Source organism: Streptomyces sp. NPDC002698 (assembly GCF_042888945.1).
In the GTDB taxonomy this organism is placed as follows: Bacteria; Actinomycetota; Actinomycetes; order Streptomycetales; family Streptomycetaceae; genus Streptomyces.
In genome coordinates this window covers 64,408-87,535 of record NZ_JBIAQM010000017.1, presented here as the reverse complement: position 1 = coordinate 87,535, position 23,128 = coordinate 64,408, and the positions used below count along the sequence as shown (strand labels likewise).

Here is a 23,128-nt window from a genome sequence, read left to right as displayed (position 1 = left end):
GTGGGCCAAGACCGGTGATTCTGCCGATGTACGGGCCGGGTCCGGGGCGGACAGTTGCCACCGCAACCACCGAGACGGACCCCCGCCGTCATCGCAGCGTGCGCCTTCCGACACCCATGCCAGGGCGGCGTTCCGACCGCGGCGCGGGTCCGTCCTCCCTCACCGAGAGGATGCATCCACCGTGCAGCAGCCGAACCGCCCCTTCCCCGCCGCACCCATCGGCCCTGATCCGTCCCCCCGCCGCCCGCACCGGCTCACGAGCCGTCTGGCGCGGGCCGGTCTCGCGGTGCTCCTGGCCGCGGGCGGCCTCGTCGCCGCGCAGGCCACCGGAGCGCAGGCCGTCGCCGGAGCACCGGCCGTCTCGGCACAGGCCGCCGCGAACCCGTACGAGCGCGGCCCCGCCCCCACGAACGCCAGTATCGAGGCCTCCCGTGGTTCGTACGCCGTCTCCCAGACCACCGTCTCCTCGCTGTCCGTGAGCGGTTTCGGCGGCGGAACCGTCTACTACCCGACCTCGACCGCCGACGGCACCTTCGGGGCGGTCGTCATCTCACCCGGGTACACCGCCTACCAGTCGTCCATCTCCTGGCTCGGGCCGCGGCTCGCCTCCCAGGGCTTCGTGGTGTTCACCATCGACACCAACACCACCCTCGACCAGCCCGACAGCCGTGGCCGGCAGTTGCTGGCCGCGCTCGACTACCTGACCCAGAGCAGTTCCGTGCGGACCAGGATCGACAGCAGCCGGCTCGGGGTGATGGGCCACTCGATGGGCGGCGGCGGCACGCTGGAGGCCGCGAAGAGCCGCCCCTCGCTCCAGGCGGCGATCCCGCTCACCGGCTGGAACCTGGACACCACCTGGCCGGAGATCAAGACGCCGACCCTGGTCGTGGGCGCCGACGGCGACACGATCGCACCGGTGGCGACGCACTCCAAGCCCTTCTACGCGAGTCTGCCGAGCACGCTCGACAAGGCGTACCTGGAGCTCAGGGGCGCCACCCACTTCACGCCCAACAGCTCGAACACCACGATCGCGAAGTACAGCATCTCGTGGCTGAAGCGGTTCATCGACAATGACACCCGCTACGAGCAGTTCCTGTGCCCGCTGCCGCAGGCGTCCCTGACGATCGCCGAGTACCGGGGCAACTGCCCGCACACCTCCTGATCCGTCCCGCACGGTCCGTCCCGCACGGCCGGTCCACAGGGCCGGTCCGTACGGGCCCGGGCCGTGCGGGGGTGACGGCCGCCGTCCTCCGGCGGCCGTCACGCGCGTGTCCGGCCGCGGCGCCCGCGAGGGGCCGCGGCCGTTGTGCGGACGCACAAGCCTGGCCCGCCGGGCCTGGGAGCCCGCCCACCCGCCGTCCCCGCGAGAGCCTTGTCTTCCCAGGTCGGATGGGTTTTCCGGGCCCAGTCTCGCAAGTGAACGCGGGGCTTCCGCCATCGTTTACGCGGAAGTAACGTGACGGTCGTGACGGGAAACGCGACTGTGCCAAGTCTCCTCCGGACGGCGGCCCGGAGCTCATTACCGTTGCTCGTCCGGCACACGCCGAACGAGCCGGGCGAGCTGGGCGAGCCGGACCGCTCGGACCAGCGCCGCGCCCCCGGCCGGCCGCTCACCCCGGGGCACGATCCGCGACCGGACGCGCCCCGCCCGTCCGGCACGCCCGAGGTGCCCCGCCCGGCCGCCGGGACCCGGACGCCGGTGCCGGAGACCCGGGAAGGGAGCGTGCCCGGTGCGGTGCCCGGTGAGAGCGGGGGCGGGTGCCCGGGGCCGGGTGTCCTGGGCGGGGGCCCGACGGGTCTGCTGCTGCTGGTGGCGGCCGAGCGGGAGCGGGACGCGAGGGGCGCCGGGGCGGACGCCGCGGTGATCGCCGGGGCGGCCGGGGCGGGCGGACTCGACGCGGACGCCCTCGACGCCGCGGAGGACGCGGGACTGATCCGCCTCGCCGGAGGCCGCGTCCAGCTCGTCGATCCCGGCCTGGCCGGCACCGTGTACGCCGCCGTTCCGCCCGCCCGTCGGCGTGCCGCGCACCGGCTGCTGGCCGACGCCCACACCGGGGGGCCGCACGCCCTGCCGGTCCTCTTCCACCGGGCCTCGGCGGCCGTCGCCCCCGCACCGGGCCTCGGCGACGCGCTGGCCGCCGCGGCGGAGCCGCCGGACGGCGGACCGACGCACGCGGAGCGCTCGGCGGCCTGGGCGCGGTCCGCCGAACTCGCCGTCGGCCAGGGGCTGCGCGCCGCCCGCCTGGTCAACGCCGCGGACCAGGCCCGGCTGGCCGGACTGCCGCACCGCGCGCGGGAGTTGCTCGCGCGGGCCGGATGCGAGGGTCCGGCCCGCGCCGTGCGCGGCGCGGCTCAGCGGGTGAGCGGACTGCTCGCGCTCCAGGACGGCCCGGTCGCCGACGCCCGCGAGGCACTGCTGCTGGCCGGCGAGTCGCTGGCTCCCGTCGACGCGCACCTCGCCCAGACCGCGCGGCTCGCCGCCGTCGAGGCGTCCTGGGCGATGGGGGACGCGGCGGCGTGCGCGGAGGCCCTGGACGGGGGTCCCGCCCAGCCGGGATCCGACCCGCTGCTCGCGGCGTACCGGGCGGGGATGTCCGCGGTGATGCACGGCCGCCTGGACAGCGGACGGCAGCCGTTGCGGGAGGTGGTGGCCGGGGCGGGCGCCGCGGCCGGGGTGCCCGACGGCGCGGAAGCCCTGCTGCGGGCCGGGAACGCGGCCCTCGTCGTCGGCGACCTCGACGCGGCCGCTCGCGCCAACTCCCGGGCCCTCGCCGTCGCCAGGGCCCGGGGTCCGTACGTCCTGGTCGCCCAGGCGCTGGAGCGGCTGGCCTACGGAGAGCTGCGGGCCGGCCGCCACGCCCGTGCCCGCGCCCACGCCGAGGACGGCCTGCGCACGGCCCTCGGCGCCGGTCAGGACAACCTCGCGGCGCACCACCACGCGATCCTCGCGCTGGTGGCGTCCGTGGAGGGATCTCCGGAGGCCGTCGCGGAGCACGCCGCGGCCGCCGAACGTGTCGCGGCGGCCCATGGACTCGCGCAGGCGGCCACGCTGTCCCAGTGGGCACGCGCCCGCGCCGACCTGGCCCGCGGCCGGCTCCCCGAGGCGGCGGCGCGGCTCGGCCCCCTGGTCGGCGCCGGCCCGTGCCGCGGCCACTTCGCGGTACGGATGCTCGCCGTTCCCTGCTTCGTGGAGGCGGCGGCCCGCACGGGACGGACGGAGGCCGCCCGGTCGGCCGTGGGCGAGTTCGCGCGCTGGGCCGCGCAGGGCGCCGACCCCCAGGCCCCCGCTCAACTCGCGCGTTGCCGTGCGCTGTTGAGCGGCCCCGAGGAACGCGAGGCGCTGTTCGCCGCCGCGCTGGCCCGGCACGACGAGGTGGCCGGGGACTTCGAACGCGGCCGCACCCAGCTCCTCTACGGCGGCTGGCTGCGGCGCGGGCGCAGACCCGGTGAGGCGCGCGGCCGGCTGCGGGACGCGCTGGTGTCCTTCGAACGGGGCGGGGCACTCGGCTGGGCCACGCAGGCGCGGGCCGAACTGCGGGCCACCGGCGACGCCGGACCGGGCGAACCGGCAGGTCAGCTCACGCTCCTGACGCCCCAGCAGCTTCGGATCGCCCGCTGTGTGGCGGAGGGGGCCACCAATCGGGAGGTGGCGCTGCGCCTGTCCGTGAGCACCCGCACCGTGGACCACCACCTGCGCAATGTCTTCGCCGCTCTGGGGGTCCGCTCCCGCGTCGAACTGTCCCGTCTGGTGGACCGGGCCGAGAAGACCACCGCACACCTCTAGGTACCGACCGGTAGGTATGTCATCCTGCGGGATCAGGAGGTCCGGAGCACCCGTGTGCCGCGCGTCGGCCGGCGGGCAGCCCCGACCGAGCCGACTCCGGTGGAGGACAGCGATGCAGCACCTCGTACCCGCCCATGTCCGGTCCCAGCCCGGAACCCGGTCCCCGGTACCGGCCGCCCGCCCGGCCGTCGACGCGGAGGCGCTCGCGGTGCTGCACCGCGCCGCCCGGGCGCTGATGGCGGGGCTGCCCGAACTCGGCGAACGCCTGGTGGACCTCCTGGTGGCGCGTGAACCCGCGTACCGCGCGGCCGTGGAGGCGGACGCGGAGAGCGTTCGCGACGAGGTGCGGCGCTCGCTGCGGCTCAACGTCGGATCCCTGATCCAGCCCGGCGAACTGCGCGAGGCCGCCCACCGCTGCTCCTGGGCCATCGGCAGGGCCCGCGCCGAGCGCGGCCTTCCGCTGGACGCCCTGCTGCGCGCCTTCCGGCTGGGCGGCGGCATGATCTGGCAGGAGCTCGTCGACGAGACGACCCGTCGTCATCCCTCCGACGCGCGCCTGCTCGTGCACGTGGCCGCCGATGTCTGGAACTTCGTCGACGACCACTGCGCCGTGGTCGCCGACGCCTACCGCCAGACCGAGCGCGAGCTGATGTGGCGCCGGGAGAACCGGCTGCGGCTGATGACGGCCGCGCTCCTCGACGGCACCGCCCGGATCGCCGATCTGCCGGCCACGGCCGCCGCCCTGGGGCTTCCCGAACACGGCCGGTACGCGGTGGTGCTGGCCCGCCTGCCGTCCGGCCGCGCGTTCACGGACGTACGCGGCCAGGTGAGCATCTCCGGCCTGCGGGTCCTCTGGTACCGCGACCGCGACCGGGACGGTGAGGGAAGCTACGGCATCGTCCTGCTCGGCGACCGTTCCCACGACGGGGAGCAGCCCGGCCGCGGTCACGACAGCGGGCTCCTCGGCGCGGGCCACGGGCCGGGCTCCGCTCCGGCGGCCGAGGCGGGGCCCGAGGGCGGGGACGGCCGGGGCGGGGAGCGCCCCGGGACGCACGGGCCCGACGTGGACGCCGGGGAGATCGCCCGCAGGCTGACCGCCCCGCCGGTGGCCCGGGTCGGTGTGAGCCCGGTCGTGGAGGGGCTCGCGGCGATCGGCGACGCCCGCCGCCTGGCCGACACGGCGCTGCGGGCCTGCCCGCGCGTCGGCGGAACCGTCGTGCTGGAGGAGCATCTGCCCGCCGCGCTCGTCGTCTCCGCCCCGGTCCTCGGCGCGGCCCTGTCGGAGCGGGTTCTCGGGCCGCTGCTGCGGCTGGACCTGTCCGACCGGGACATCCTGCTGGACACCCTCACGGTCTGGCTCGCCTGCGACGGCTCCGCCCAGCGGGCCGCGGGCCGCCTCTACTGCCACCGCAACACCGTCCTGAACCGGCTGCGCCGCTGCGAACAGCTCACCGGCCGCTCCCTGACCCGGCCCGCGGACGTCGTCGAACTGTCGCTGGCCCTGGCGGCGCACTCCCTGCTCGATCCGTGACCGCCCGCCGTCCAGGATCCCGGCGGACCCGCCCACCGCGACGGCAACGTCCTGCGCTGGCTCGGCGTCTACGCCTCGTCGATGATCGGCGACAACGTCTGCTACCTCGCGTTGTCCTGGGCGGCCGTGCAGTCCGGAACACCCGCGCAGGCAGGGCTGATGATGACGGTGAGCGCGGTTCCCCGGGCGCTGCTGATGCTCGGCGGCGGCGTGGTCGCGGACCGGTTCGGGCCGCGGAAAGTCGTCATCGGCAGCGACGCCGTGCGCTGCGTCGCCGTGCTCGCCCTGGCCGTGCTGCTGTTCGCGACCGGCCCGAGCCTGTGGCTGCTGGCCCTGCTCGCCCTCGTCTTCGGCATGGTCGACGCGGTCTTCATGCCCGCCGTGGGTGCCCTGCCGGCCCGCATCACGAGCCGGGACCAGCTCGTCCGGGTCCAGGGAATGCGGGGCCTGGCGAACCGCTTCGCCAACGTGGTCGGCGCACCGCTCGGCGGTCTCGGCGTGGCCCTCGGGGGAGCGGCGGCGGCCTTCGGTCTCGCGGGGATGCTGATCGCCGCGTCGGTGCCGCTGCTCGTCTCCGTACGCATGCGGGAGCCGCGCGCGGGCGACGAGGGCGGGGCGGCCGGGACAGGCGCCCCGGCGGACACGGGGCACGCGCCCGAGGCCGCCGGCGCGGACGGCGCGGAGGGAAAGGCCGCCGGCGAGGGCGCGGCGGAGCGTGAGGGTGCCGCGCCGGGGCGGCCCGCACGGGCCACCGCCCGGCGGGACCTGGTCGAAGGGCTGCGCTACGTCCGGCGCCACCGCGTCCTCGCCCCGCTCATTGTCGCCATCGCCCTCGTGGACCTCGGATTCGCCGGGCCGCTGAACGTGGGCCTGACCCTGCTGGCCGACCGGCGGGGCTGGGGCGCGTCCGGCATGGGCTGGGTGCTCGCCGGATTCGGGACCGGCGCGGGGGCCGCCGCCCTGCTGCTGACCGTGCGGGGGCGGCTGCCGCACGCGGCACGTCTGGCCGCGGTGGCGATCCTGGCGGGCTCGGTCGCGATCGGCGCGCTCGCCTTCGTGCCGAACGTCGCGGCCGCCATCGGGGTCGCCCTGCTCGTCGGCCTGCTCGCCGGGCTCAGCGGAGCCCTGTGCGGGGCACTCCTCCAGACCCAGTCCGACCCCGCCTACCTGGGCCGCGTCACCGCCGTCTCCGGCATCGTCAGCCTGGGCCTCGCGCCCCTCGGCATGCCACTGACCGCCGCCGCGATCGGCTGGTGGGGCACCGGGCCCGTCTTCGTCACCAGCGCCGCCGTGTGCGGCCTCGGCGGCGTCCTCGCCCTGGGCGTACGGGACCTGCGGCGCGCCGAACTCCCCGGGTGACCACCTTGACCACCTTGACCGCCTGGACCGGTTGGCCGGCGGGAGGGCGGACGGCGGCAGACCACCGGTGACCGGAAGGTCCCCGGGCCCCGGCGAAGCGGGCCTCGACGGCCGGGCGACGCGGGCTCTGGCGGTCCGGCGGCGCGGGCTCCGGCGTCCGGCGACGCGGGTCCTCGCGGTCGGGTGGCGTGGGGCCGGAGCGGCCCGGAGTTCTCAGATTCCCAGCTGCCTCGCCTCGTGGAGCTTGGCGATCGCGTCCTTGTCGCCGTCCAGTTCGACGTCCGCCACGCTCTGCCGGCCGAACGCGAACATCAGCAGCTCCGAGGGCTCGCCGGTCACCGTCACCACCGGCGTTCCCTTGTTCAGCACCGTCGTCTGGCCGTTCGGGCGGCGCAGGACCACACCCGTCGGAGCGCCGCGGCCCATCAGCCGGGCCGTTCGGTCCAGGCGCGACCACAGGGCCTCCTGGAACACCGCGTCCAGCTCGCGCGGTTTCCAGTCCGGCCGCGCGCGTCGCACGTCCTCGGTGTGGACGTAGAACTCCACCACGTTCGACGCCTCGTCCAACTGCTTCAGGGTGAACGGGGAGAACCGCGGCGGACCCGTACGGACGAGCTGGATCAGCTCCTCGTACGGCTTCTCGGCGAACTCCGCCATCACCCGCTCCAGACGGGGCGCGAGCTGCTTGACGACGAGACCGCCGGCGGCGTCGGGGCGGCGCTCGCGCACCACCACGTGCGCGGCGAGATCCCGGCTGTTCCAGCCCTCGCACAGGGTGGGGGCGTCCGGTCCCACGGCTTCCAACAGATCGGCCAGAAGGAGCCGTTCGCGCTTCGCATGGGTCGACATGTCAGCCAGCCTACGACCGGGCGGTCGCCCCGCCCAGTGGAGAGCGCGGCGCGGCCCACCGGTCCCGCCCGCGGACGGGCGCGGAGGTCCGGCCTGTGGACAACGGCCGGGCGGGACGGCCCGGCGCGGCACAATGGCACCCATGACCAGCACGCCTCCCGCCAGCAGCCTGGACCCCGAGATCGCCGCCCGTCTCAAGCGCAGCGCCGACGGACTCGTCCCCGCCATCGCCCAGCAGTACGACACCGGTGAGGTGCTGATGCTCGGCTGGATGGACGACGAGGCGCTGCACCGCACCCTCACCACGGGCCGCTGCACCTACTGGTCGCGCAGCCGCCGGGAGTACTGGGTCAAGGGCGACACCTCCGGCCACTTCCAGCACGTCAGGTCCGTGGCCCTGGACTGCGACGCCGACACCCTGCTGGTGCGCGTCGACCAGGTGGGCGCCGCCTGCCACACCGGCGCCCGCACCTGCTTCGACGCCGACGTGCTGCTGAAGGACGGCGGCGACGAGGCCGAGGGCGCCGATTCCGGCGCACCGGCCGGGAATCAGTAAGGTCAGCCGCCATGGACCTCGAGACGTTCCGCAAGCTGGCCACCGACCGCCGTGTCATCCCCGTCAGCCGCAAACTGCTCGCGGACGGCGACACGCCGGTCGCGCTCTACCGCAAACTGGCCGCCGAGCGCCCCGGCACGTTCCTGCTCGAATCCGCCGAGAACGGCCGCACCTCCCTGTCCTGGTCCCGCTACTCCTTCGTGGGCGTCCGCTCCGCCGCGACCCTCACCGAGCGGGACGGACAGGCGCACTGGCTCGGCACCCCGCCCGTCGGCGTCCCCGTGGACGGCGACCCGCTCGCGGCCCTGCGCGCCACCATCGAGGCGCTGCACACCCCGGGGACCGAGGGACTGCCCCCGTTCACCGGCGGCATGGTCGGCTATCTGGGCTACGACATCGTGCGCCGCCTGGAGAGGATCGGCCCCGGCGAGCGGGACGACCTGAAGCTGCCCGAACTGACCATGCTGCTCACCAGCGACCTGGCCGTCCTGGACCACTGGGACGGCTCCGTCCAGCTGATCGCCAACGCGATCAACCACAACGACCTGGACACCGGCGTCGACGAGGCGTACGCGGACGCCGTCGCCCGCCTCGACGCCATGGAGGCCGACCTCTCGCGCGCGGTGTCCCAGCCGCCCGCCGCGCTCCCGCCCTCCGAGCTCCCCGAGTACACCGCGCTCTGGGGCGGCCCCGACTTCCAGGACGCCGTCGAGGACATCAAGGAGCGCATCCGGGCCGGCGAGGCCTTCCAGGTCGTCCCCTCCCAGCGCTTCGAAACCCCCTGCACAGCAAGCGCGTTGGACGTCTACCGGGTCCTGCGGGCGACCAACCCCTCGCCGTACATGTACCTGTTCCGCTTCGACGGCTTCGACGTCGTCGGCTCCTCCCCGGAGGCCCTGGTCAAGGTCGAGGGCGGGCAGGCGATGGTGCACCCCATCGCCGGCACCCGGCCGCGCGGCGCGACCGTCCAGGACGACCAGGCCCTCGCCGACGAACTGCTCGCCGACCCCAAGGAGCGCGCCGAGCACCTCATGCTCGTCGACCTGGGGCGCAACGACCTCGGACGGGTCTGCGAGCCCGGCTCCGTCGAGGTCGTCGACTTCATGTCCATCGAGCGGTACTCGCACGTGATGCACATCGTCTCCACCGTGACCGGCCGGGTCGCCGCGGGCCGTACGGCCTTCGACGTGCTCACCGCCTGCTTCCCCGCCGGAACCCTCTCCGGCGCGCCCAAGCCGCGCGCGATGCAGATCATCGACGAACTGGAGCCGTCCCGGCGCGGGTTGTACGGCGGCTGCGTCGGCTACCTGGACTTCGCCGGCGACTCCGACACCGCCATCGCCATCCGTACGGCCCTGCTGCGCGACGGCACGGCCTACGTCCAGGCCGGCGCCGGCATCGTCGCCGACTCGGTCCCGGCGCTGGAGGACGACGAGTGCCGCAACAAGGCGGCGGCGGTGCTGCGCGCCGTCCACACCGCGAACCGCCTCGGGAACTAGCACGACCGGCCGCCTCCGGTACCAGGGGCCGCCGGACGGCCCCGGGCGGTGGCGCGACGGGCGCGCGCGGGGCCGGCCGGGGCCACCGGACCGGCTCGCGCGGTCCGGCGGCGGGCAGTTGGAGCAACGCCCGGCGTACGGCTCCGGGCCCGCCCGGAGCCGTACGACTCGTGCGAACCGCGCCCGAATAGGACGAGGCTCACGTAACCCCGGATGACGGTCCGCCCGGGGTTCAGGCGATAGTGGGGTCTGTGACTGCTGTACCTCACCCCCGATCCGAAGCCGCGGGACCCGCCCGGTCCGGCCGCCGCAGCCTTGCCGTGACCCTCCTGAGCGGCGCGCTCGGCGCGGCCGTGGCCCTGCTGTCCACCCGGCAGAGCTGGGCGACGGGGACCGCGACCGTGGCCGGCGGAGCCTTCCCGCTGACCGCCAAGGGCAGCGACGTCACGGGTGTGCCCGCGGCGCTCGCGATAGTCGGTCTCGCCGCGCTCGTCGCCGTCTTCGCCGTCCGCCGCTCCGGCCGCCTCCTGGTCTCCGCGCTGCTCGCGCTCTCCGGCGCCGGCATCGTCGTCGCCTCCGTCCTCGGCGCGGGCGACAGCTCCGCCCTCGACGAGCGGGCCGCCGCCGCCTCCGGCGACACCGCCGCCGCCGCGGCCGGGATCGGCCACACCGTCTGGCCGTACGTGACCGCGGCGGCCGGCGCGCTCATCCTGCTGGCCGGGCTGCTCGCGCTGCGCCACGGCCGTTCGTGGCCCGCCATGTCCGGCCGCTACGAGCGGGACGGCAGGCCCCGGCCCCGCAAGGCCAAGCCGGTCGACCCGGACCGCCCCGAGGACCTCTGGAAGGCACTCGACCGAGGCGAGGACCCCACCGGCCCCGACCCGGCCGGGACATAGGTCCGCGGTCCGGTAAGTCCTGTGCCCCGGGTCCTCCGCCGTGACCCGGTCGGACCGGCACGCGAGGAGTGACCCCCCGCTCACGGCGGCCCCGTGCGTACGGGACAATGGGCGGTGAGTGTCCGACTCACACACGCATACAGCAACGAGGAGCAAGTCATGGCGGGCAGCAGCCACGGTCACACCCCGGCCGCCTGGACCGGTGTCATCATCGCCTTCATCGGTTTCTGCGTCGCGGGTGCCTTCATGGTCAAGGCCGAACCGCTGGGCTTCTGGGCCGGCATGGTCGTCGTCGCCCTCGGCGGTGTCGTGGGCCTGCTCATGCGGAGCATGGGCCTCGGCCAGCCGAAGGCCGCCCCGCACCCCGCGAACACGGCGCGCTCGACCGTGGGCGCCGACGCCTGACCCACTGAGGCTGTACGGAAGGCGGCCCCGGCACACCCGCCGGGGCCGCCTTCCGCGTACCCGGGCGAGCGCCCGGCCCGCGCGGGAGGCAGAATGCGTCGCGTGAACGCCGAAACCCGGAGGGTGACGCGGACCGGGCCGGACGCGGGCGCGGCGCGGCGGCTGGCCGTTCCCGGCGGGCTGCTCGCGGCCGTCGCCGGGGCCTTCGCGTACGTCGGGGCCGTCGACCCCAATCAGCCCGGCCACTATCCCGTCTGCCCGCTGCTGCGCCTCACGGGCCTGTACTGCCCCGGCTGCGGGGGTCTGCGCAGCGCGCACGCCTTCGTGCACGGGGACCTCGCCACGGCGCTCACGGACAACGCGCTCGCCGTCGGCGGCTACCTGGCCTTCGCGGTGCTGTGGGCCGTCTGGGTGATCCGCGTGGTGCGCGGACGCCCGGCGCGGCTCGATCTCGGACCGGTCCACCTGTGGAGCCTGGGCGCGTTGACGCTGGTCTTCACCGTGGTCCGGAACCTGCCGTCCGGTGGCTGGCTGCACCCTTGATCAAATGACAAATGTCCAGGTAATGGGACCGGCGTCAACCGGATGCGAGGGCTAAGCCATCCTCCGGATACCATCGCAGTGACCCGACTTATCCGTCAGAGACGGTTGAACCCGGGTCCGCTCGACCGCTTCAACCGTCCACCGCAGGGAAGGGGGCCGCTCGCGTGAGTGTGCTCGACGAGATCATCGACGGAGTCCGTGCCGACCTCGCGGAGCGGCAGGCGCGCGTCAGCCTCGACGAGCTCAAGGAGCGCGCGGCGAAGGCTCCGGCGGCCAAGGACGGTGTGGCCGCCCTGCGCGGCGACGGCGTCAAGGTCATCTGCGAGGTCAAGCGGTCCAGCCCGTCCAAGGGCGCGCTCGCCGCGATCGCCGACCCCGCGGGCCTGGCCGCCGACTACGAAGCGGGCGGCGCGGCCGTCATCTCCGTCCTCACCGAACAGCGCCGCTTCGGAGGTTCGCTCGCCGACCTGGAGGCCGTCCGCGCCCGCGTGGACATCCCGGTGCTGCGCAAGGACTTCATCGTCACGTCGTACCAGCTGTGGGAGGCCCGCGCGTACGGTGCCGACCTGGCGCTGCTGATCGTCGCGGCCCTCGAACAGCCCGCCCTGGAGTCCCTCATCGAGCGCGCCGAGTCCATCGGGCTCACGCCGCTGGTCGAGGTGCACGACGAGGACGAGGTCGAGCGCGCGGTGGACGCCGGCGCCAAGATCATCGGTGTCAACGCGCGCGACCTGAAGACGCTGAAGGTCGACCGCACGACCTTCGAGCGGGTCGCCCCCGAGATCCCGGACCACCTCGTCAAGATCGCGGAGTCCGGTGTCCGCGGCCCCCACGACCTCATCGCGTACGCCAACGCGGGCGCCGACGCGGTCCTGGTCGGCGAGTCCCTCGTCACCGGCCGCGACCCGAAGACCGCCGTCTCCGACCTGGTGGCCGCGGGCGCCCACCCCGCCCTGCGGCACGGACGGGACTGACCTGCCGGTGTCCGCCCCGATCCTCGCCCCCGCCGTACCCCGTCCGGGCCAGTGCCCCGACGGGGCACCGGCGCGCGCGGGGTCGGCCGCTCCGGCTCCGGCCGGGGCGTTCCCGCGGGCGCGGGCCGGATCCTCCGGGCCCGGGGCGGAGGGCGAGGGCCGGATGCCGTCCGTCGCGCACCATCCGCTCCCCGGGGACCCGTACGGGCGCCTGTGCGTGCCCTTCGCCGCCGTGCTCCCGGTGCCCTCGGCGGCCCGTGACCCCTACGCCCGTCTCGCCCGCGGCTGCCGGCCGCGCGGCTGCCGGGCGCCGGCACGCCGCGTGCACGGGCGCCGGGTCCGTTACGTCATCGGCGACGAGCCGGGTCAGGTCAACGGCATGCGATGGCCCGAGCGCGTACGCGCGCTCACGCCCTCCCCGGTCCGGTCCACCCCACGGGTGCGTCGGACCGAGTCCACCGGACCGGTGGACCGGGCCGTATCCACCGCACACGTGGACCGGGCCGAGTCCACGGCATAGGCGGACCGGGCCGCATCCACCCCGCACAAGGGACCGAGCCGGAATCCGGCACACCCCGGTCCTCGCGACGGTACGTCCGTCGGGTGCGCGGCCGGACCCGCGGCAGGGCGGGCGGAGTCACCGGCGAACGCGCCGGTGACGACGGAGCGCGGGTGCGTCCGGCTTCCGTGACCCCTGTCCGATCCCGTAACCGGGGCTGTCGCCCCTGTGAGGTGTCCGCATGCCCAGCGAGTTCTTCATTCCCGACCCCGACGGTCAAGTCCCCAGCGCCGAGGGCTATTTCGGCGCGTACGGCGGCAAGTTCATCCCGGAGGCGCTGGTCGCCGCCGTGGACGAGGTCGCCGTCGAGTACGACAAGGCGAAGGCCGACCCCGAGTTCGCCCGCGAGCTCGACGACCTGCTCGTCCACTACACCGGACGCCCGAGCTCCCTCACCGAGGTGCCGCGCTTCGCCGAACACGCCGGCGGCGCGCGGATCTTCCTCAAGCGCGAGGACCTCAACCACACCGGCTCGCACAAGATCAACAACGTGCTCGGCCAGGCCCTGCTCACCCGGCGCATGGGCAAGACCCGGGTCATCGCGGAGACCGGCGCCGGCCAGCACGGCGTCGCCACGGCCACCGCCTGCGCGCTCTTCGGCCTCGAATGCACCATCTACATGGGCGAGATCGACACCCAGCGCCAGGCGCTGAACGTGGCCCGGATGCGCATGCTCGGCGCCGAGGTCATCGCCGTGAAGTCCGGCTCGCGCACCCTCAAGGACGCCATCAACGAGGCGTTCCGCGACTGGGTCGCCAACGTCGACCACACCCACTACCTCTTCGGCACCGTCGCCGGCCCGCACCCCTTCCCGGCCATGGTCCGCGACTTCCACCGCGTCATCGGCGTGGAGGCCCGCCGGCAGATCCTGGAGCGCGCCGGACGGCTGCCCGACGCCGCCGTCGCCTGCGTCGGCGGCGGCTCCAACGCCATCGGCCTCTTCCACGCCTTCATCCCCGACAGCGGCGTCCGCCTCATCGGCTGCGAGCCCGCCGGGCACGGCGTGGAGACCGGCGAGCACGCGGCCACCCTGACCGCGGGCGAGCCCGGCATCCTGCACGGATCACGGTCGTACGTCCTCCAGGACGACGAGGGCCAGATCACCGAGCCCTACTCGATCTCGGCCGGACTCGACTACCCCGGCATCGGCCCCGAGCACTCCTACCTCAAGGACAGCGGCCGCGGCGAGTACCGCGCGGTCACCGACGACGCGGCGATGCAGGCCCTGCGGCTGCTCTCCCGCACCGAGGGCATCATCCCGGCGATCGAGAGCGCCCACGCGCTGGCCGGAGCCCTGGAGGTCGGCAGGGAACTGGGCGAGGACGGGCTGATCGTCGTCAACCTGTCCGGACGCGGCGACAAGGACATGGACACGGCCGCCCGCTACTTCGGCCTCTACGACGACGGCGTCGACGCGGTCGTCGCCGCGGACGCAGACAGCGAGAACGCCGAGATCGAGGGGGACGCCAAGTGAGCGGCAACATCGGGCTGTTGAGCGAGACCCTCGCCGGCGCGAAGGCGGAGGGGCGGTCCGCCCTCATCGCGTACCTGCCGGCCGGCTTCCCGACCGTCGACGGCGGCATCGCGGCGATCAAGGCCGTCTTCGACGGCGGCGCCGACGTCGTCGAGGTCGGGCTGCCGCACAGCGACCCCGTCCTCGACGGCCCCGTCATCCAGACCGCCGACGACATCGCCCTGCGCGGCGGCGTCAGGATCGCGGACGTCATGCGGACCGTCCGGGAGGCCTTCGAGGCCACCGGCAAGCCCGTCCTCGTGATGACGTACTGGAACCCGATCGACCGCTACGGCGTCGAGCGCTTCACGGCCGAGCTCGCCGAGGCGGGCGGCGCGGGCTGCATCCTGCCCGACCTGCCCGTCCAGGAGTCGGCCCTGTGGAGGGAGCACGCCGAGAAGCACGGCCTCGCCACGGTCTTCGTCGTCGCGCCCAGCAGCAAGGACGCCCGGCTCGCCGAGATCACCGCGGCCGGCAGCGGCTTCGTCTACGCGGCCTCGCTGATGGGGGTCACCGGAACCCGGGCGTCGGTCGGCCACCAGGCCCAGGACCTGGTGGCGCGTACGAAGGCCACCACCGAGCTGCCCGTCTGCGTCGGCCTCGGCGTCTCCGACGCCGGGCAGGCCGCCGAGGTGGCCGGCTTCGCCGACGGCGTGATCGTCGGCTCGGCGTTCGTGAAGCGGATGCTGGACGCCCCGGACGAGGCGGCCGGCCTCGAAGCCGTACGGGAGCTCGCGGCCGACCTCGCGAAGGGTGTGCGCACGAAGGCGTGACGCGACGGAGCGGATCCGCGCGGACGCGACCGGTCATGTCCGCGCGGATCCGCCCGGTCATGTCCGCGCGGACACGACCACGCGGACACGATCACGCGGACGCGACCGCGCGGACGCGACGGAGCGGACGCGACGGAGCGGACGCGATCGGGCGGACCCGCTCTGTGTGTGACTGGGGCGATCCGTGCGTAACGGACAATCCGCTCACCCGAACGGGTGGACCTTGGACCGGGGAGGCGCGCTGTGCCTCCCCGGTTCGTTCTGCCGGATGTGAGCGAGAAGAACCGTGACGGAAAGCGCAACGCCCGCGAGCGGCTGGCGGTCGAGCGAGAGAAGCAGAAGGCCGCGGACAAGCGCCGGCGGGCGCTGATCGTGGGGGCGTCGGTGATCTGCGTCCTCGGCCTGGCCGCCGTGATCGGCGTGGTGGCCGCCAACTCGGGCAAGGACAAGAAGAGCGACACGTCGGGTCCGGTCGTGTCGCCCTCGGGCGCCACCGGCAAGGACAGCCTCGCGATCCCCGTCGGCAAGGACGGCGCCAAGTCGACCCTCACGGTGTGGGAGGACTTCCGCTGCCCGGCCTGCCAGGCCTTCGAGACGGCCTACCGCCCGACGATCAAGGAGCTGACCGACTCGGGGGAGCTGAAGGTCGAGTACCACCTCGTCACCCTGATCGACGGGAACATGGGCGGAAGCGGCTCCCTCAAGGCCGCCAACGCGGCGGCGTGCGCCCAGGACGCCGGCAAGTTCCGCGAGTACCACGACGTGCTGTACGACAACCAGCCCAAGGAGACCGACGACGCCTTCGCCGACAACGCCAAGCTGATCGAGCTCGCCGGCAAGGTCGACGGCCTGGACACCCCGGCCTTCCGCGCGTGCGTCAACGACGGCACCCACGACAGCTGGGTCCAGAAGTCGCAGGCCGCGTTCCAGGCCGGCGGCTTCTCGGGCACCCCGACGGTGCTCCTGGGCGGCAAGAACATCTACGCGGACCAGTCGATGACCCCCGCCAAGCTCAAGCAGATGGTGCAGGACGCCAACAAGGGCTGAGCCGCTTCCGAGTGCTCCGGTGCCCCCGCCTCCACGGGCCGGGGGCACCGCACGTTATGGACCCGTTGCGGGGCTGCCCGCCGTCGGTGGCGTCCGGCACGGTAGCGTCGACCCTGCCATGGAACTTGCCTACATTCCCAGCCCGTCGCACGGTGTGCTGCACCTCGGCCCCATTCCGTTGCGCGGCTACGCGTTCTGCATCATCATCGGCGTCTTCCTTGCCGTCTGGCTCGGCAACAAGCGCTGGATCGCCCGCGGAGGGCGGACCGGCACGGTGGCCGACATCGCGGTCTGGGCCGTGCCCTTCGGCCTCGTCGGCGGGCGGCTCTACCACGTGATCACGGACTACCAGCTGTATTTCAGCGAGGGTCGTGACTGGGTGGACGCCTTCAAGATCTGGCAGGGCGGGCTCGGCATCTGGGGCGCCATCGCCCTCGGTGCGCTCGGCGCCTGGATCGGATGCCGCCGACGCGGTATCCCGCTGCCGGCCTGGGCCGACGCCGTGGCACCCGGCATCGCCTTCGCCCAGGCGTGCGGGCGCTGGGGCAACTGGTTCAACCAGGAGCTGTACGGCAGGGCCACGGACCTCCCGTGGGCGCTGCACATCACGTCCTCCACGGACGGCCGCGTCCCCGGCTACTACCACCCGACCTTCCTGTACGAGTCCCTGTGGTGCGTCGGCGTCGGATTCCTGGTCATCTGGGCCGACCGCCGCTTCAAGCTCGGCCACGGGCGGGCCTTCGCCCTGTACGTCGCCGCCTACTGCGTCGGCCGCGGCTGGATCGAGTACATGCGCGTCGACGACGCCCACCACATCCTGGGCCTGCGTCTCAACGACTGGACCGCGATGGTGGTCTTCCTCCTCGCGGTGGTCTACATCGTGATCTCGTCCCGGCTGCGTCCGGGCCGGGAGGAGATCGTGGAGCCCCGCGCCGACGAGGACGCGCCCGCCGCGGGCGACGAGACCGCCTCCGCCGAGGACGCGGCCGACAAGGCCGCCGACAAGACCGAGGGCGAGACCGGGGACAAGGCCGAGGCCGAGAGCGGCCGCGAGGGCAAGGGCGAGGACGGGACCGAGGGTGACTCGGTCGACCTCGGCAAGGAGACCGCCACCGAGTCCGCCACGTCCTCGGAGTCTGCCGCGTCTTCGGAGACCGTCACGTCTTCGGAGTCCGCCGGGTCCGCGGCCGAGGCGGAGTCCGAGAAGGAGTCCGGCGAGGAGTCCGAGGCCGGGTCCGGCGCCCGGTCCGGGGCTCGCGACGAGGCCGGGTCGGCCAAGAAGGGCTGAGTCCTCCCCGTACGACGAAGGGGCGCCGCGTCCGGGACGCGGCGCCCCTTCGTGTCGTCCCGGGCCTTGTCCCCGGCCCTGTCGTGCCGGGCCCGTGGACTCAGGCCAGGCGCTGGGCGAGGGCGAGGGTGCGGCGGGCGCCCGTGACCACCGCCGCGTCGATGAAACGGCCGTCCGGCAGGGCCTGCGCGCCCGGATCCGCGGCGGCCGCCCGGACGACGGCCTCGGCGGAGTCGACCTCGGCCGGGGTGGGGAGGTAGGCCCGCTCGATGATGGGGAGCTGGCGGGGGTGGATCGCCGCGCGCCCGAGGAAACCGAGGGCGCGGCCGCGCGCGCAGGACGAGGCCAGGCCCTCCACGTCGCGGATGTCGGGGAAGACCGACTGGGCCGGCGGCGGCAGCCCCGCCGCCCGCGCGGCCACGACCAGACGGGCCCGGGACCAGTCGAGGCCTGTGTCGTCACGGACGCCGAGATCGGCCCGCAGATCGCTCTCGCCGAGGGAGACACCGCGCAGGGCGCGATGGGACGAGGCGATGGAGTAGGCCTGTTCGATGCCCAGAGCCGTCTCCAGCAGGGCGTAGAGCGGGATCGTGCCGCCCTCCGCCGGGATCGCGTTCTCCGCCACCCGTACGACGTCGGCGCGCGAGGTCACCTTCGGCAGCCGCAGGCCGGACAGGCCGCGCAGCGGCGAGAGCGTCTTGAGATCGGCTTCGCAGAAGGGGCCGTCGAGGGCGTTGACCCGGACGTGCACCGGGACGGGCGGCGCGTCGGCGAGCAGGTCGGCGGTGGCGGAGCGGGCGTACTCCTTGCGGTGCGGCGCGACCGCGTCCTCCAGGTCGACGAGCACGACGTCCGCGCCGGAGGCCAGAGCCTTGGCGACCACCTCGGGGCGGTCTCCCGGCGCGTACAGCCAGGTCAGCGGCAGGAGGTCCGTGGTCATAGCGCCCCCTCCGCCCTCAGCTCCTGGATCTCGGCCGTCGTCAGGCCGAGTTCGCCGAGGACGGCGTCGGTGTCCGCGCCGTGCGGGCGGCCGGCCCAGTGGATCGCACCGGGTGTGGCGGAGAGCCGGAAGAGGACGTTCTGCATGCGCAGCGGACCCAGTTCGGGGTCGTCGACGCTGGTGACCGTGTCCAGGGCCTGGTACTGGGGGTCGCCCATGACGTCCCGGACGTCCTGGACGGGCGCGATCGCCGCCTCGGCCTTCTCGAAGGCGGCGAGGACCTCGTCCCGGGTGCGTCGGGCGATCCACGCGCCCACCGCCCCGTCCAGGACGTCGGCGTGGCGGGCCCGGTCCGCGCCGGTCGCGAACCACGGTTCGTCGATCACGTCGGGGCGGCCGACCAGCCGCATCACCCGCTCGGCGATCGACTGCGCCGAGGTCGAGACCGCGACCCAGGAGCCGTCCGCCGTGCGATAGGTGTTGCGGGGCGCGTTGTTCGCCGAGCGGTTGCCGGTGCGGGGCTGGACGTGGCCGAGCTGGTCGTACCAGATCGGCTGCGGGCCGAGGACGGTCAGGATCGGCTCGATGATCGCCATGTCGATCACCTGGCCCTCGCCGGTGCGGTCGCGGGCCCTCAGCGCGGTCAGCACGGCGTACGCGGTCGCCAGTCCGGCGATCGAGTCGGCCAGGCCGAACGGCGGGAGGGTCGGCGGCGCGTCCGGCTCGCCGGTGATCGCGGCGAAGCCGCTCATCGCCTCCGCGAGCGTGCCGAAGCCGGGGCGGTGCGCGTACGGGCCGAACTGGCCGAAGGCGGTGACCCGGGCGAGGATCAGCCGCGGGTTGGCCGCGGACAGCTCCGCCCAGCCCAGGTCCCACTTCTCCAGGGTGCCCGGACGGAAGTTCTCGATGATCACGTCGGTTTCGGCGGCGAGCCGGAGCAGGGTCGCGCGGCCGCCGCGCTTCGACAGGTCGAGCGTGATCGTGCGCTTGTTGCGGCCGAGGAGCTTCCACCACAGGCCGATGCCCTCCTTCGACGGGCCGTGTCCCCGGGACGGGTCCGGCTTGGTGGGGTGTTCGACCTTGACGACCTCCGCGCCGAAGTCGCCGAGCATGGTGGCGGCGAGCGGTCCGGCGAACAGGGTCGCGAGGTCGAGGACGCGCACGCCGTCGAGGGAGCCGCCCTCGCCGGGCCCGCTCACGCGCCGGCCTGGGTGTCGATCTCAGAGCGGTACGGCATCGAGGACGTCGCCCCGTGCCGCTGCACGGACACCGAGGCGGCCGCCGACGCCCACACCATGGCCTCCGACATCTCCCGGCCCTCGGCGAGCGCCACCGCCAGGGTGCCGACGAAGGTGTCCCCCGCCGCGGTGGAGTCGACGGCGGTCACCTTGGGGGCGGGCACCGTGATGGGGGCGGCGCCCCGGGCCGCGTACAGGCTGCCCTCGGCGCCGAGCGTGACGACGACCTCCGGGACCTGTTCCAGCAGCGCCGCGGCGGCCCCGCGCGGGTCGGTGAAGCCGGTGAGCGCGGCGGCCTCGTGCTGATTGGGCACCAGCAGGTCGATGGTGGACAGCAGCTGGGGCGACAGGAACTGGGCGGGGGCCGGGGTCAGGATCGTACGGACGCCGTGTCTGCGGGCGGCCTCCGCGCCGGCGAGCACGGCCTCCAGCGGGATCTCGAGCTGAAGGAGCAGCGCGTCGGCGCTGGCGATGAGACCCTCGTCGCCGGGGGCCAGGGAGGTGACGGTTCCGTTGGCGCCGGGGATGACCACGATGGCGTTTCCGCCCTCGTCGTCCACCACGATGTGAGCGGTGCCCGACGGACCCTCGGTGGTGCGCAGATGGTCGGTGTTCACGCCGAAGTGCTCCAGCGTGGAGCGGAGTTGGCTGCCGAAGGAGTCGGCGCCCACCGCGCCGATCAGCGAGACGTCGGCGCCCGCGTGCGAGGCGGCCACCGCCTGGTTCGCGCCCTTGCCGCCGGGGACCGTGCGGAACTCCCGTCCCGTGACGGTCTCTCCGCGCTGCGGGGCTTTGGCGACATACGCGACGAGGTCCATGTTCGTGCTGCCGAGCACGGCGATATGGGTCATGGGCGAACGGTCTCCCGTTGTGTGAGGTGGGCGAGGGCGTCGAAGCCGATGCCGTTGAAGTCGGCTACGGAGGTGGCGAGCCGGTTCTTGAGGGGGCCCGTGAAGCGGTCGGGCAGCCCGGCGGGGTCGCCTGTGAGCAGGCCGGCGATGCTTCCGGCCGTCGCGCCGTTCGAGTCGGTGTCCAGGCCGCCGGACACCGCCCGGCAGACGGAGCCGCCGAAGTCGCCGTCCGCGTGGGTCAGGGCGGCGGCGATCAGCGCGGTGTTGGGCACGGCGTGGACCCAGTGGCAGTCCCGGTGGGCGGAGTGCAGTTCGTCGACGACCGAGTCGAAGTCCTGTGTCGTACGGGCCAGCCGGACGGCGTGGCGGACCGCTCGGGCCAGCCGGGAGCCGGGCGGGACGACTCTCAGCCCGGTGCGCAGACATTCGTGGACGTCACGGGTCGCGCCGGCCGCCTCGGCGATGGCGGCGGCCGTGAACATCGCCGCGTAGACGCCGTTGGCCGTGTGGGTCAGGGCGGCGTCGCGGTACGCCTGCTCGGCGGCCCGCGCCGGGTCGCCCGGGTTGGTCCAGCCGTGCACGTCCGCGCGGATCAGGGCGCCGATCCACTCGCGGAACGGGTTGTGCCGGCGGGCGGTGTCCGGGGGCTCGATGCCGCCGAGGAGGTTGCGGTACGCGACGCGTTCCGCGGTGAAGGTGCGGCCGGCGGGGAGTTCGTCGAGCCAGAGGCGGGCCACGTCCGCGGTGCTGAAGTCCCGGCCGTACCGCTGGAGCAGCAGGAGGTTCAGGAGGGGGTAGTTGAGGTCGTCGTCCTCCGGCATGCCGTCGATGTTCTCGGCCAGGGAGGTGGCGGCGGAGCGCCGGTTCCAGGGGTGGGCCTCCAGCAGGTCCCCAGGGACGCCCCGGGCGGTGAACCAGGTGTGCAGGGGCCAGTTGCCGGAGGCTCTCGCGAGGGCCCGGATGGCTTCGAGGGGGAGTTTCTCCACGGGTTTGCCGAGCAGGCAGCCGACGGCCCGGCCGAGCCAGGCCGCTTCCAGGCGGGCCGGGCCGGGAGCGGGCACCGGCGCGTACCGAGGGGGTGGCCAGTCGGGACACTGGGCCTTGATCAGTGCCAGATCCGTCGGTTCGTCGTCCGCCAGCCTGCCCGGCAGGGCGGCGAGTTCGTCGAGGAGCCCGGCCGCCAGCCGGCGCAGGGACGGCGAGGCCGGGGCCGCCGACGCGCCCGCGCGCAGCGGGGCGGGCCGCCCGCCCGCCGCGTACCAGCGGGCGGCGACGTGGGCCGGGTCGCGGCCGTCCTGCACGGCCTGGTTGAGCTCGTGCCCGAGGAGGTCCTCGGGCTGGACCCAGGTCAGCCGGAGCACGGTGTGCCCGCCAGCGCGGTGTACGCCGCCTCGTGGGCCCGGCGGCGGTGGACGTCACGGTCGAAGATCTCCCGGGTCACCTCGGCCAGCGTACGCGCCGGGGCGTCCAGGTCGAGGCGGCTGGACTCGGCCACGGTCTTGGCCCAGTCGTGCGGGACCTCGGCGCCGAGCGCGCCCGCGAGGGCTCCGGCCATGGTGGCGATGGAGTCGCAGTCGCGGCCGTAGTTGACCGAACCGAGGACCGCGTGCCGGAAGTCGCCGCCCGACACCAGCAACATGCCGAGCGCGACCGGGAGTTCCTCGATGGAGTGGAGCCGGGAGGGGCGCCGGGCGCCCAGCGAGGGGGAGCGGTAGTCGGGGCCGACCGTGTCGAAGGGGGCCACCGCCCGGCGCAGCGGGACGAGGGCGGACTCGAAGTCCGTGTGCCGGGAGGCGACTTCGCAGACCGCCTCGACGGCGTCGCGGGTGCCGTCCTTGGCCAGCGACAGACAGGCGGCGACGACCGAGCCGGGGGTCGCGCCGGGGGAGCAGGCGGCCGCCACGGCCGCCGCGAAGACGCCCGCGGCCTCGCGGCCGTACGAGGACTGGTGGGCGCCCGCGACGTCGAGCGCCTCGGCGTACGCGCCCGCCGGGTTCGCCGCGTTGACCAGGCCGACCGGGGCCATGTACATCGCGGCACCGCAGTTGACGATGTTGCCCGTGCCGGCCTCCCGGGGGTCCACATGGCCGTAGTGGAGGCGGGCGACCATCCACTTCTCGGCGAGGAAGATCCGCTGGAGGGGGAGGGCCTCGGCCTCCAGTTCAGGGATCCAGCGGGGGGTCGTCATCAGGTCGGGGACGAGGTGCCCGGCGACCGCGTAGGCGTCGAGGTGGTCGCGGACCTCCGCGTACACCCGTACCAGCGCATGGGTCATCAGGGTGTCGTCGGTGACGTGTCCGTCGCCCTTGTGGTAGGGGGCGATGGGGCGGGCCGTGGGCCAGGCGTCGCCGTTCCAGGGGCCGACGACGCCGTGCACGCGGCCGCCGTGGCGTTCGGCGATCTGCTCGGGGGAGTACCCCTCGACGGGGCCGCCGAGGGCGTCGCCGACGGCGGCTCCGACGAGGGCTCCGGTGATCCGTTCGTCGAGGGTTCCCGTTCCTTCTCCTTTGGGCGTCATGCCCG

20 protein-coding genes and 1 pseudogene are annotated in these 23,128 nt (G+C 74.4%); 15 read left to right on the top strand and 6 right to left on the bottom strand.

The window, feature by feature from the left end:
• The first annotated feature begins 181 nt into the window (after positions 1-181).
• The 4 genes from ACFYW9_RS23755 (at position 182) to ACFYW9_RS23740 (ending at position 6,674) form a co-directional block, all read left to right on the top strand.
• Positions 182-1,162 carry an alpha/beta hydrolase family protein gene (locus ACFYW9_RS23755; RefSeq protein WP_389153754.1) on the top strand — a complete coding sequence of 327 codons (981 nt, stop codon included), beginning with the start codon at positions 182-184 and terminating at the stop codon, positions 1,160-1,162.
• A gap of 363 nt (positions 1,163-1,525) precedes the next feature.
• The gene (locus ACFYW9_RS23750; RefSeq protein ID WP_389153751.1) at positions 1,526-3,784 is read left to right on the top strand and encodes a LuxR C-terminal-related transcriptional regulator; all 2,259 of its coding nucleotides are present in this window, start codon (positions 1,526-1,528) and stop codon (positions 3,782-3,784) included.
• Between the two features lie 112 nt (positions 3,785-3,896).
• Positions 3,897-5,315 carry a helix-turn-helix domain-containing protein gene (locus ACFYW9_RS23745; protein ID WP_351867353.1) on the top strand — a complete coding sequence of 473 codons (1,419 nt, stop codon included), beginning with the start codon at positions 3,897-3,899 and terminating at the stop codon, positions 5,313-5,315.
• A 51-nt stretch (positions 5,316-5,366) separates the two neighbouring features.
• Complete coding sequence (locus tag ACFYW9_RS23740; RefSeq protein WP_389153910.1) at positions 5,367-6,674, top strand: MFS transporter; 1,308 nt, start codon at positions 5,367-5,369, stop codon at positions 6,672-6,674.
• Between the two features lie 213 nt (positions 6,675-6,887).
• Here ACFYW9_RS23740 and ACFYW9_RS23735 read toward each other — a convergent pair whose 3' ends face one another.
• The gene (locus ACFYW9_RS23735) at positions 6,888-7,523 is read right to left on the bottom strand and encodes a TIGR03085 family metal-binding protein (RefSeq protein ID WP_351867344.1); all 636 of its coding nucleotides are present in this window, start codon (positions 7,521-7,523) and stop codon (positions 6,888-6,890) included.
• A gap of 142 nt (positions 7,524-7,665) precedes the next feature.
• On the opposite strand from ACFYW9_RS23735, the gene hisI reads away from it, so the two are divergent.
• The 11 genes and pseudogenes from hisI (at position 7,666) to lgt (ending at position 17,576) form a co-directional block, all read left to right on the top strand.
• Positions 7,666-8,079, top strand: coding sequence for a phosphoribosyl-AMP cyclohydrolase (gene hisI / locus ACFYW9_RS23730; protein ID WP_351867340.1), 414 nt, complete (start codon positions 7,666-7,668; stop codon positions 8,077-8,079).
• An 11-nt stretch (positions 8,080-8,090) separates the two neighbouring features.
• A complete protein-coding gene (locus tag ACFYW9_RS23725; protein ID WP_389153746.1) occupies positions 8,091-9,578 on the top strand; it encodes an anthranilate synthase component I in 1,488 nt (495 codons plus the stop codon).
• A 242-nt stretch (positions 9,579-9,820) separates the two neighbouring features.
• Positions 9,821-10,474 (top strand): TIGR02234 family membrane protein, encoded by a 654-nt coding sequence (locus tag ACFYW9_RS23720; protein WP_389153742.1) that lies wholly within the window; start codon positions 9,821-9,823, stop codon positions 10,472-10,474.
• A 159-nt stretch (positions 10,475-10,633) separates the two neighbouring features.
• Positions 10,634-10,879: an HGxxPAAW family protein gene (locus tag ACFYW9_RS23715; RefSeq protein ID WP_389153739.1), complete on the top strand. Its 246-nt coding sequence runs from the start codon at positions 10,634-10,636 to the stop codon at positions 10,877-10,879.
• Between the two features lie 93 nt (positions 10,880-10,972).
• Positions 10,973-11,422 (top strand): DUF2752 domain-containing protein, encoded by a 450-nt coding sequence (locus tag ACFYW9_RS23710; RefSeq protein ID WP_328668557.1) that lies wholly within the window; start codon positions 10,973-10,975, stop codon positions 11,420-11,422.
• Positions 11,423-11,586: 164 nt separating this feature from the next.
• A complete protein-coding gene (trpC, locus tag ACFYW9_RS23705; protein WP_389153735.1) occupies positions 11,587-12,396 on the top strand; it encodes an indole-3-glycerol phosphate synthase TrpC in 810 nt (269 codons plus the stop codon).
• A gap of 217 nt (positions 12,397-12,613) precedes the next feature.
• A pseudogene (gene trpM, locus ACFYW9_RS23700) lies at positions 12,614-12,784 on the top strand (tryptophan biosynthesis modulator TrpM); the annotation flags it as partial.
• Positions 12,785-13,136: 352 nt separating this feature from the next.
• Positions 13,137-14,429, top strand: a complete 1,293-nt coding sequence (gene trpB / locus ACFYW9_RS23695) for a tryptophan synthase subunit beta (protein WP_389153732.1) — start codon at positions 13,137-13,139, stop codon at positions 14,427-14,429.
• Complete coding sequence (gene trpA / locus ACFYW9_RS23690; protein ID WP_389153729.1) at positions 14,426-15,241, top strand: tryptophan synthase subunit alpha; 816 nt, start codon at positions 14,426-14,428, stop codon at positions 15,239-15,241. The genes trpB and trpA overlap by 4 nt, the downstream gene beginning before the upstream one ends.
• Positions 15,242-15,511: 270 nt before the next feature.
• Entirely contained in the window at positions 15,512-16,288 is a 777-nt protein-coding gene (locus ACFYW9_RS23685) for a thioredoxin domain-containing protein (protein WP_351872411.1), read from the top strand.
• Positions 16,289-16,406: 118 nt separating this feature from the next.
• Positions 16,407-17,576 (top strand): prolipoprotein diacylglyceryl transferase, encoded by a 1,170-nt coding sequence (gene lgt, locus ACFYW9_RS23680; protein WP_389153724.1) that lies wholly within the window; start codon positions 16,407-16,409, stop codon positions 17,574-17,576.
• Between the two features lie 100 nt (positions 17,577-17,676).
• Here the strand turns inward: lgt and ACFYW9_RS23675 are convergent, their stop codons facing one another.
• The 5 genes from ACFYW9_RS23675 to ACFYW9_RS23655 are packed head-to-tail and all read right to left on the bottom strand — an operon-like array spanning position 17,677 to position 23,123.
• On the bottom strand, positions 17,677-18,516 hold the full coding sequence (locus tag ACFYW9_RS23675; RefSeq protein ID WP_389153721.1) for an HpcH/HpaI aldolase/citrate lyase family protein: 840 nt from the start codon (positions 18,514-18,516) through the stop codon (positions 17,677-17,679).
• Positions 18,513-19,715: a CaiB/BaiF CoA transferase family protein gene (locus tag ACFYW9_RS23670; RefSeq protein ID WP_389153718.1), complete on the bottom strand. Its 1,203-nt coding sequence runs from the start codon at positions 19,713-19,715 to the stop codon at positions 18,513-18,515. Before ACFYW9_RS23670 ends, ACFYW9_RS23675 begins: the two co-directional genes overlap by 4 nt.
• Complete coding sequence (rbsK, locus tag ACFYW9_RS23665) at positions 19,712-20,605, bottom strand: ribokinase (protein WP_389153715.1); 894 nt, start codon at positions 20,603-20,605, stop codon at positions 19,712-19,714. The genes ACFYW9_RS23670 and rbsK overlap by 4 nt, the downstream gene beginning before the upstream one ends.
• Positions 20,602-21,966 carry an ADP-ribosylglycohydrolase family protein gene (locus ACFYW9_RS23660; RefSeq protein ID WP_389153712.1) on the bottom strand — a complete coding sequence of 455 codons (1,365 nt, stop codon included), beginning with the start codon at positions 21,964-21,966 and terminating at the stop codon, positions 20,602-20,604. The genes rbsK and ACFYW9_RS23660 overlap by 4 nt, the downstream gene beginning before the upstream one ends.
• Entirely contained in the window at positions 21,954-23,123 is a 1,170-nt protein-coding gene (locus ACFYW9_RS23655; protein WP_389153708.1) for an ADP-ribosylglycohydrolase family protein, read from the bottom strand. The genes ACFYW9_RS23660 and ACFYW9_RS23655 overlap by 13 nt, the downstream gene beginning before the upstream one ends.
• Positions 23,124-23,128: the final 5 nt, after the last annotated feature.

What these genes read in the sequence shown, in the direction of transcription:
- lgt (WP_389153724.1), top strand. Translation starts at nt 16,407, where the DNA reads ATGGAACTTGCCTACATTCCCAGCCCGTCGCACGGTGTGCTGCACCTC.
- trpB (WP_389153732.1), top strand. Translation starts at nt 13,137, where the DNA reads ATGCCCAGCGAGTTCTTCATTCCCGACCCCGACGGTCAAGTCCCCAGC.
- ACFYW9_RS23745 (WP_351867353.1), top strand. Translation starts at nt 3,897, where the DNA reads ATGCAGCACCTCGTACCCGCCCATGTCCGGTCCCAGCCCGGAACCCGG.
- ACFYW9_RS23715 (WP_389153739.1), top strand. Translation starts at nt 10,634, where the DNA reads ATGGCGGGCAGCAGCCACGGTCACACCCCGGCCGCCTGGACCGGTGTC.
- rbsK (WP_389153715.1), bottom strand. Translation starts at nt 20,605, where the DNA reads ATGACCCATATCGCCGTGCTCGGCAGCACGAACATGGACCTCGTCGCG.
- hisI (WP_351867340.1), top strand. Translation starts at nt 7,666, where the DNA reads ATGACCAGCACGCCTCCCGCCAGCAGCCTGGACCCCGAGATCGCCGCC.
- ACFYW9_RS23725 (WP_389153746.1), top strand. Translation starts at nt 8,091, where the DNA reads ATGGACCTCGAGACGTTCCGCAAGCTGGCCACCGACCGCCGTGTCATC.
- ACFYW9_RS23710 (WP_328668557.1), top strand. Translation starts at nt 10,973, where the DNA reads ATGCGTCGCGTGAACGCCGAAACCCGGAGGGTGACGCGGACCGGGCCG.
- ACFYW9_RS23655 (WP_389153708.1), bottom strand. Translation starts at nt 23,123, where the DNA reads ATGACGCCCAAAGGAGAAGGAACGGGAACCCTCGACGAACGGATCACC.
- ACFYW9_RS23675 (WP_389153721.1), bottom strand. Translation starts at nt 18,516, where the DNA reads ATGACCACGGACCTCCTGCCGCTGACCTGGCTGTACGCGCCGGGAGAC.
- ACFYW9_RS23735 (WP_351867344.1), bottom strand. Translation starts at nt 7,523, where the DNA reads ATGTCGACCCATGCGAAGCGCGAACGGCTCCTTCTGGCCGATCTGTTG.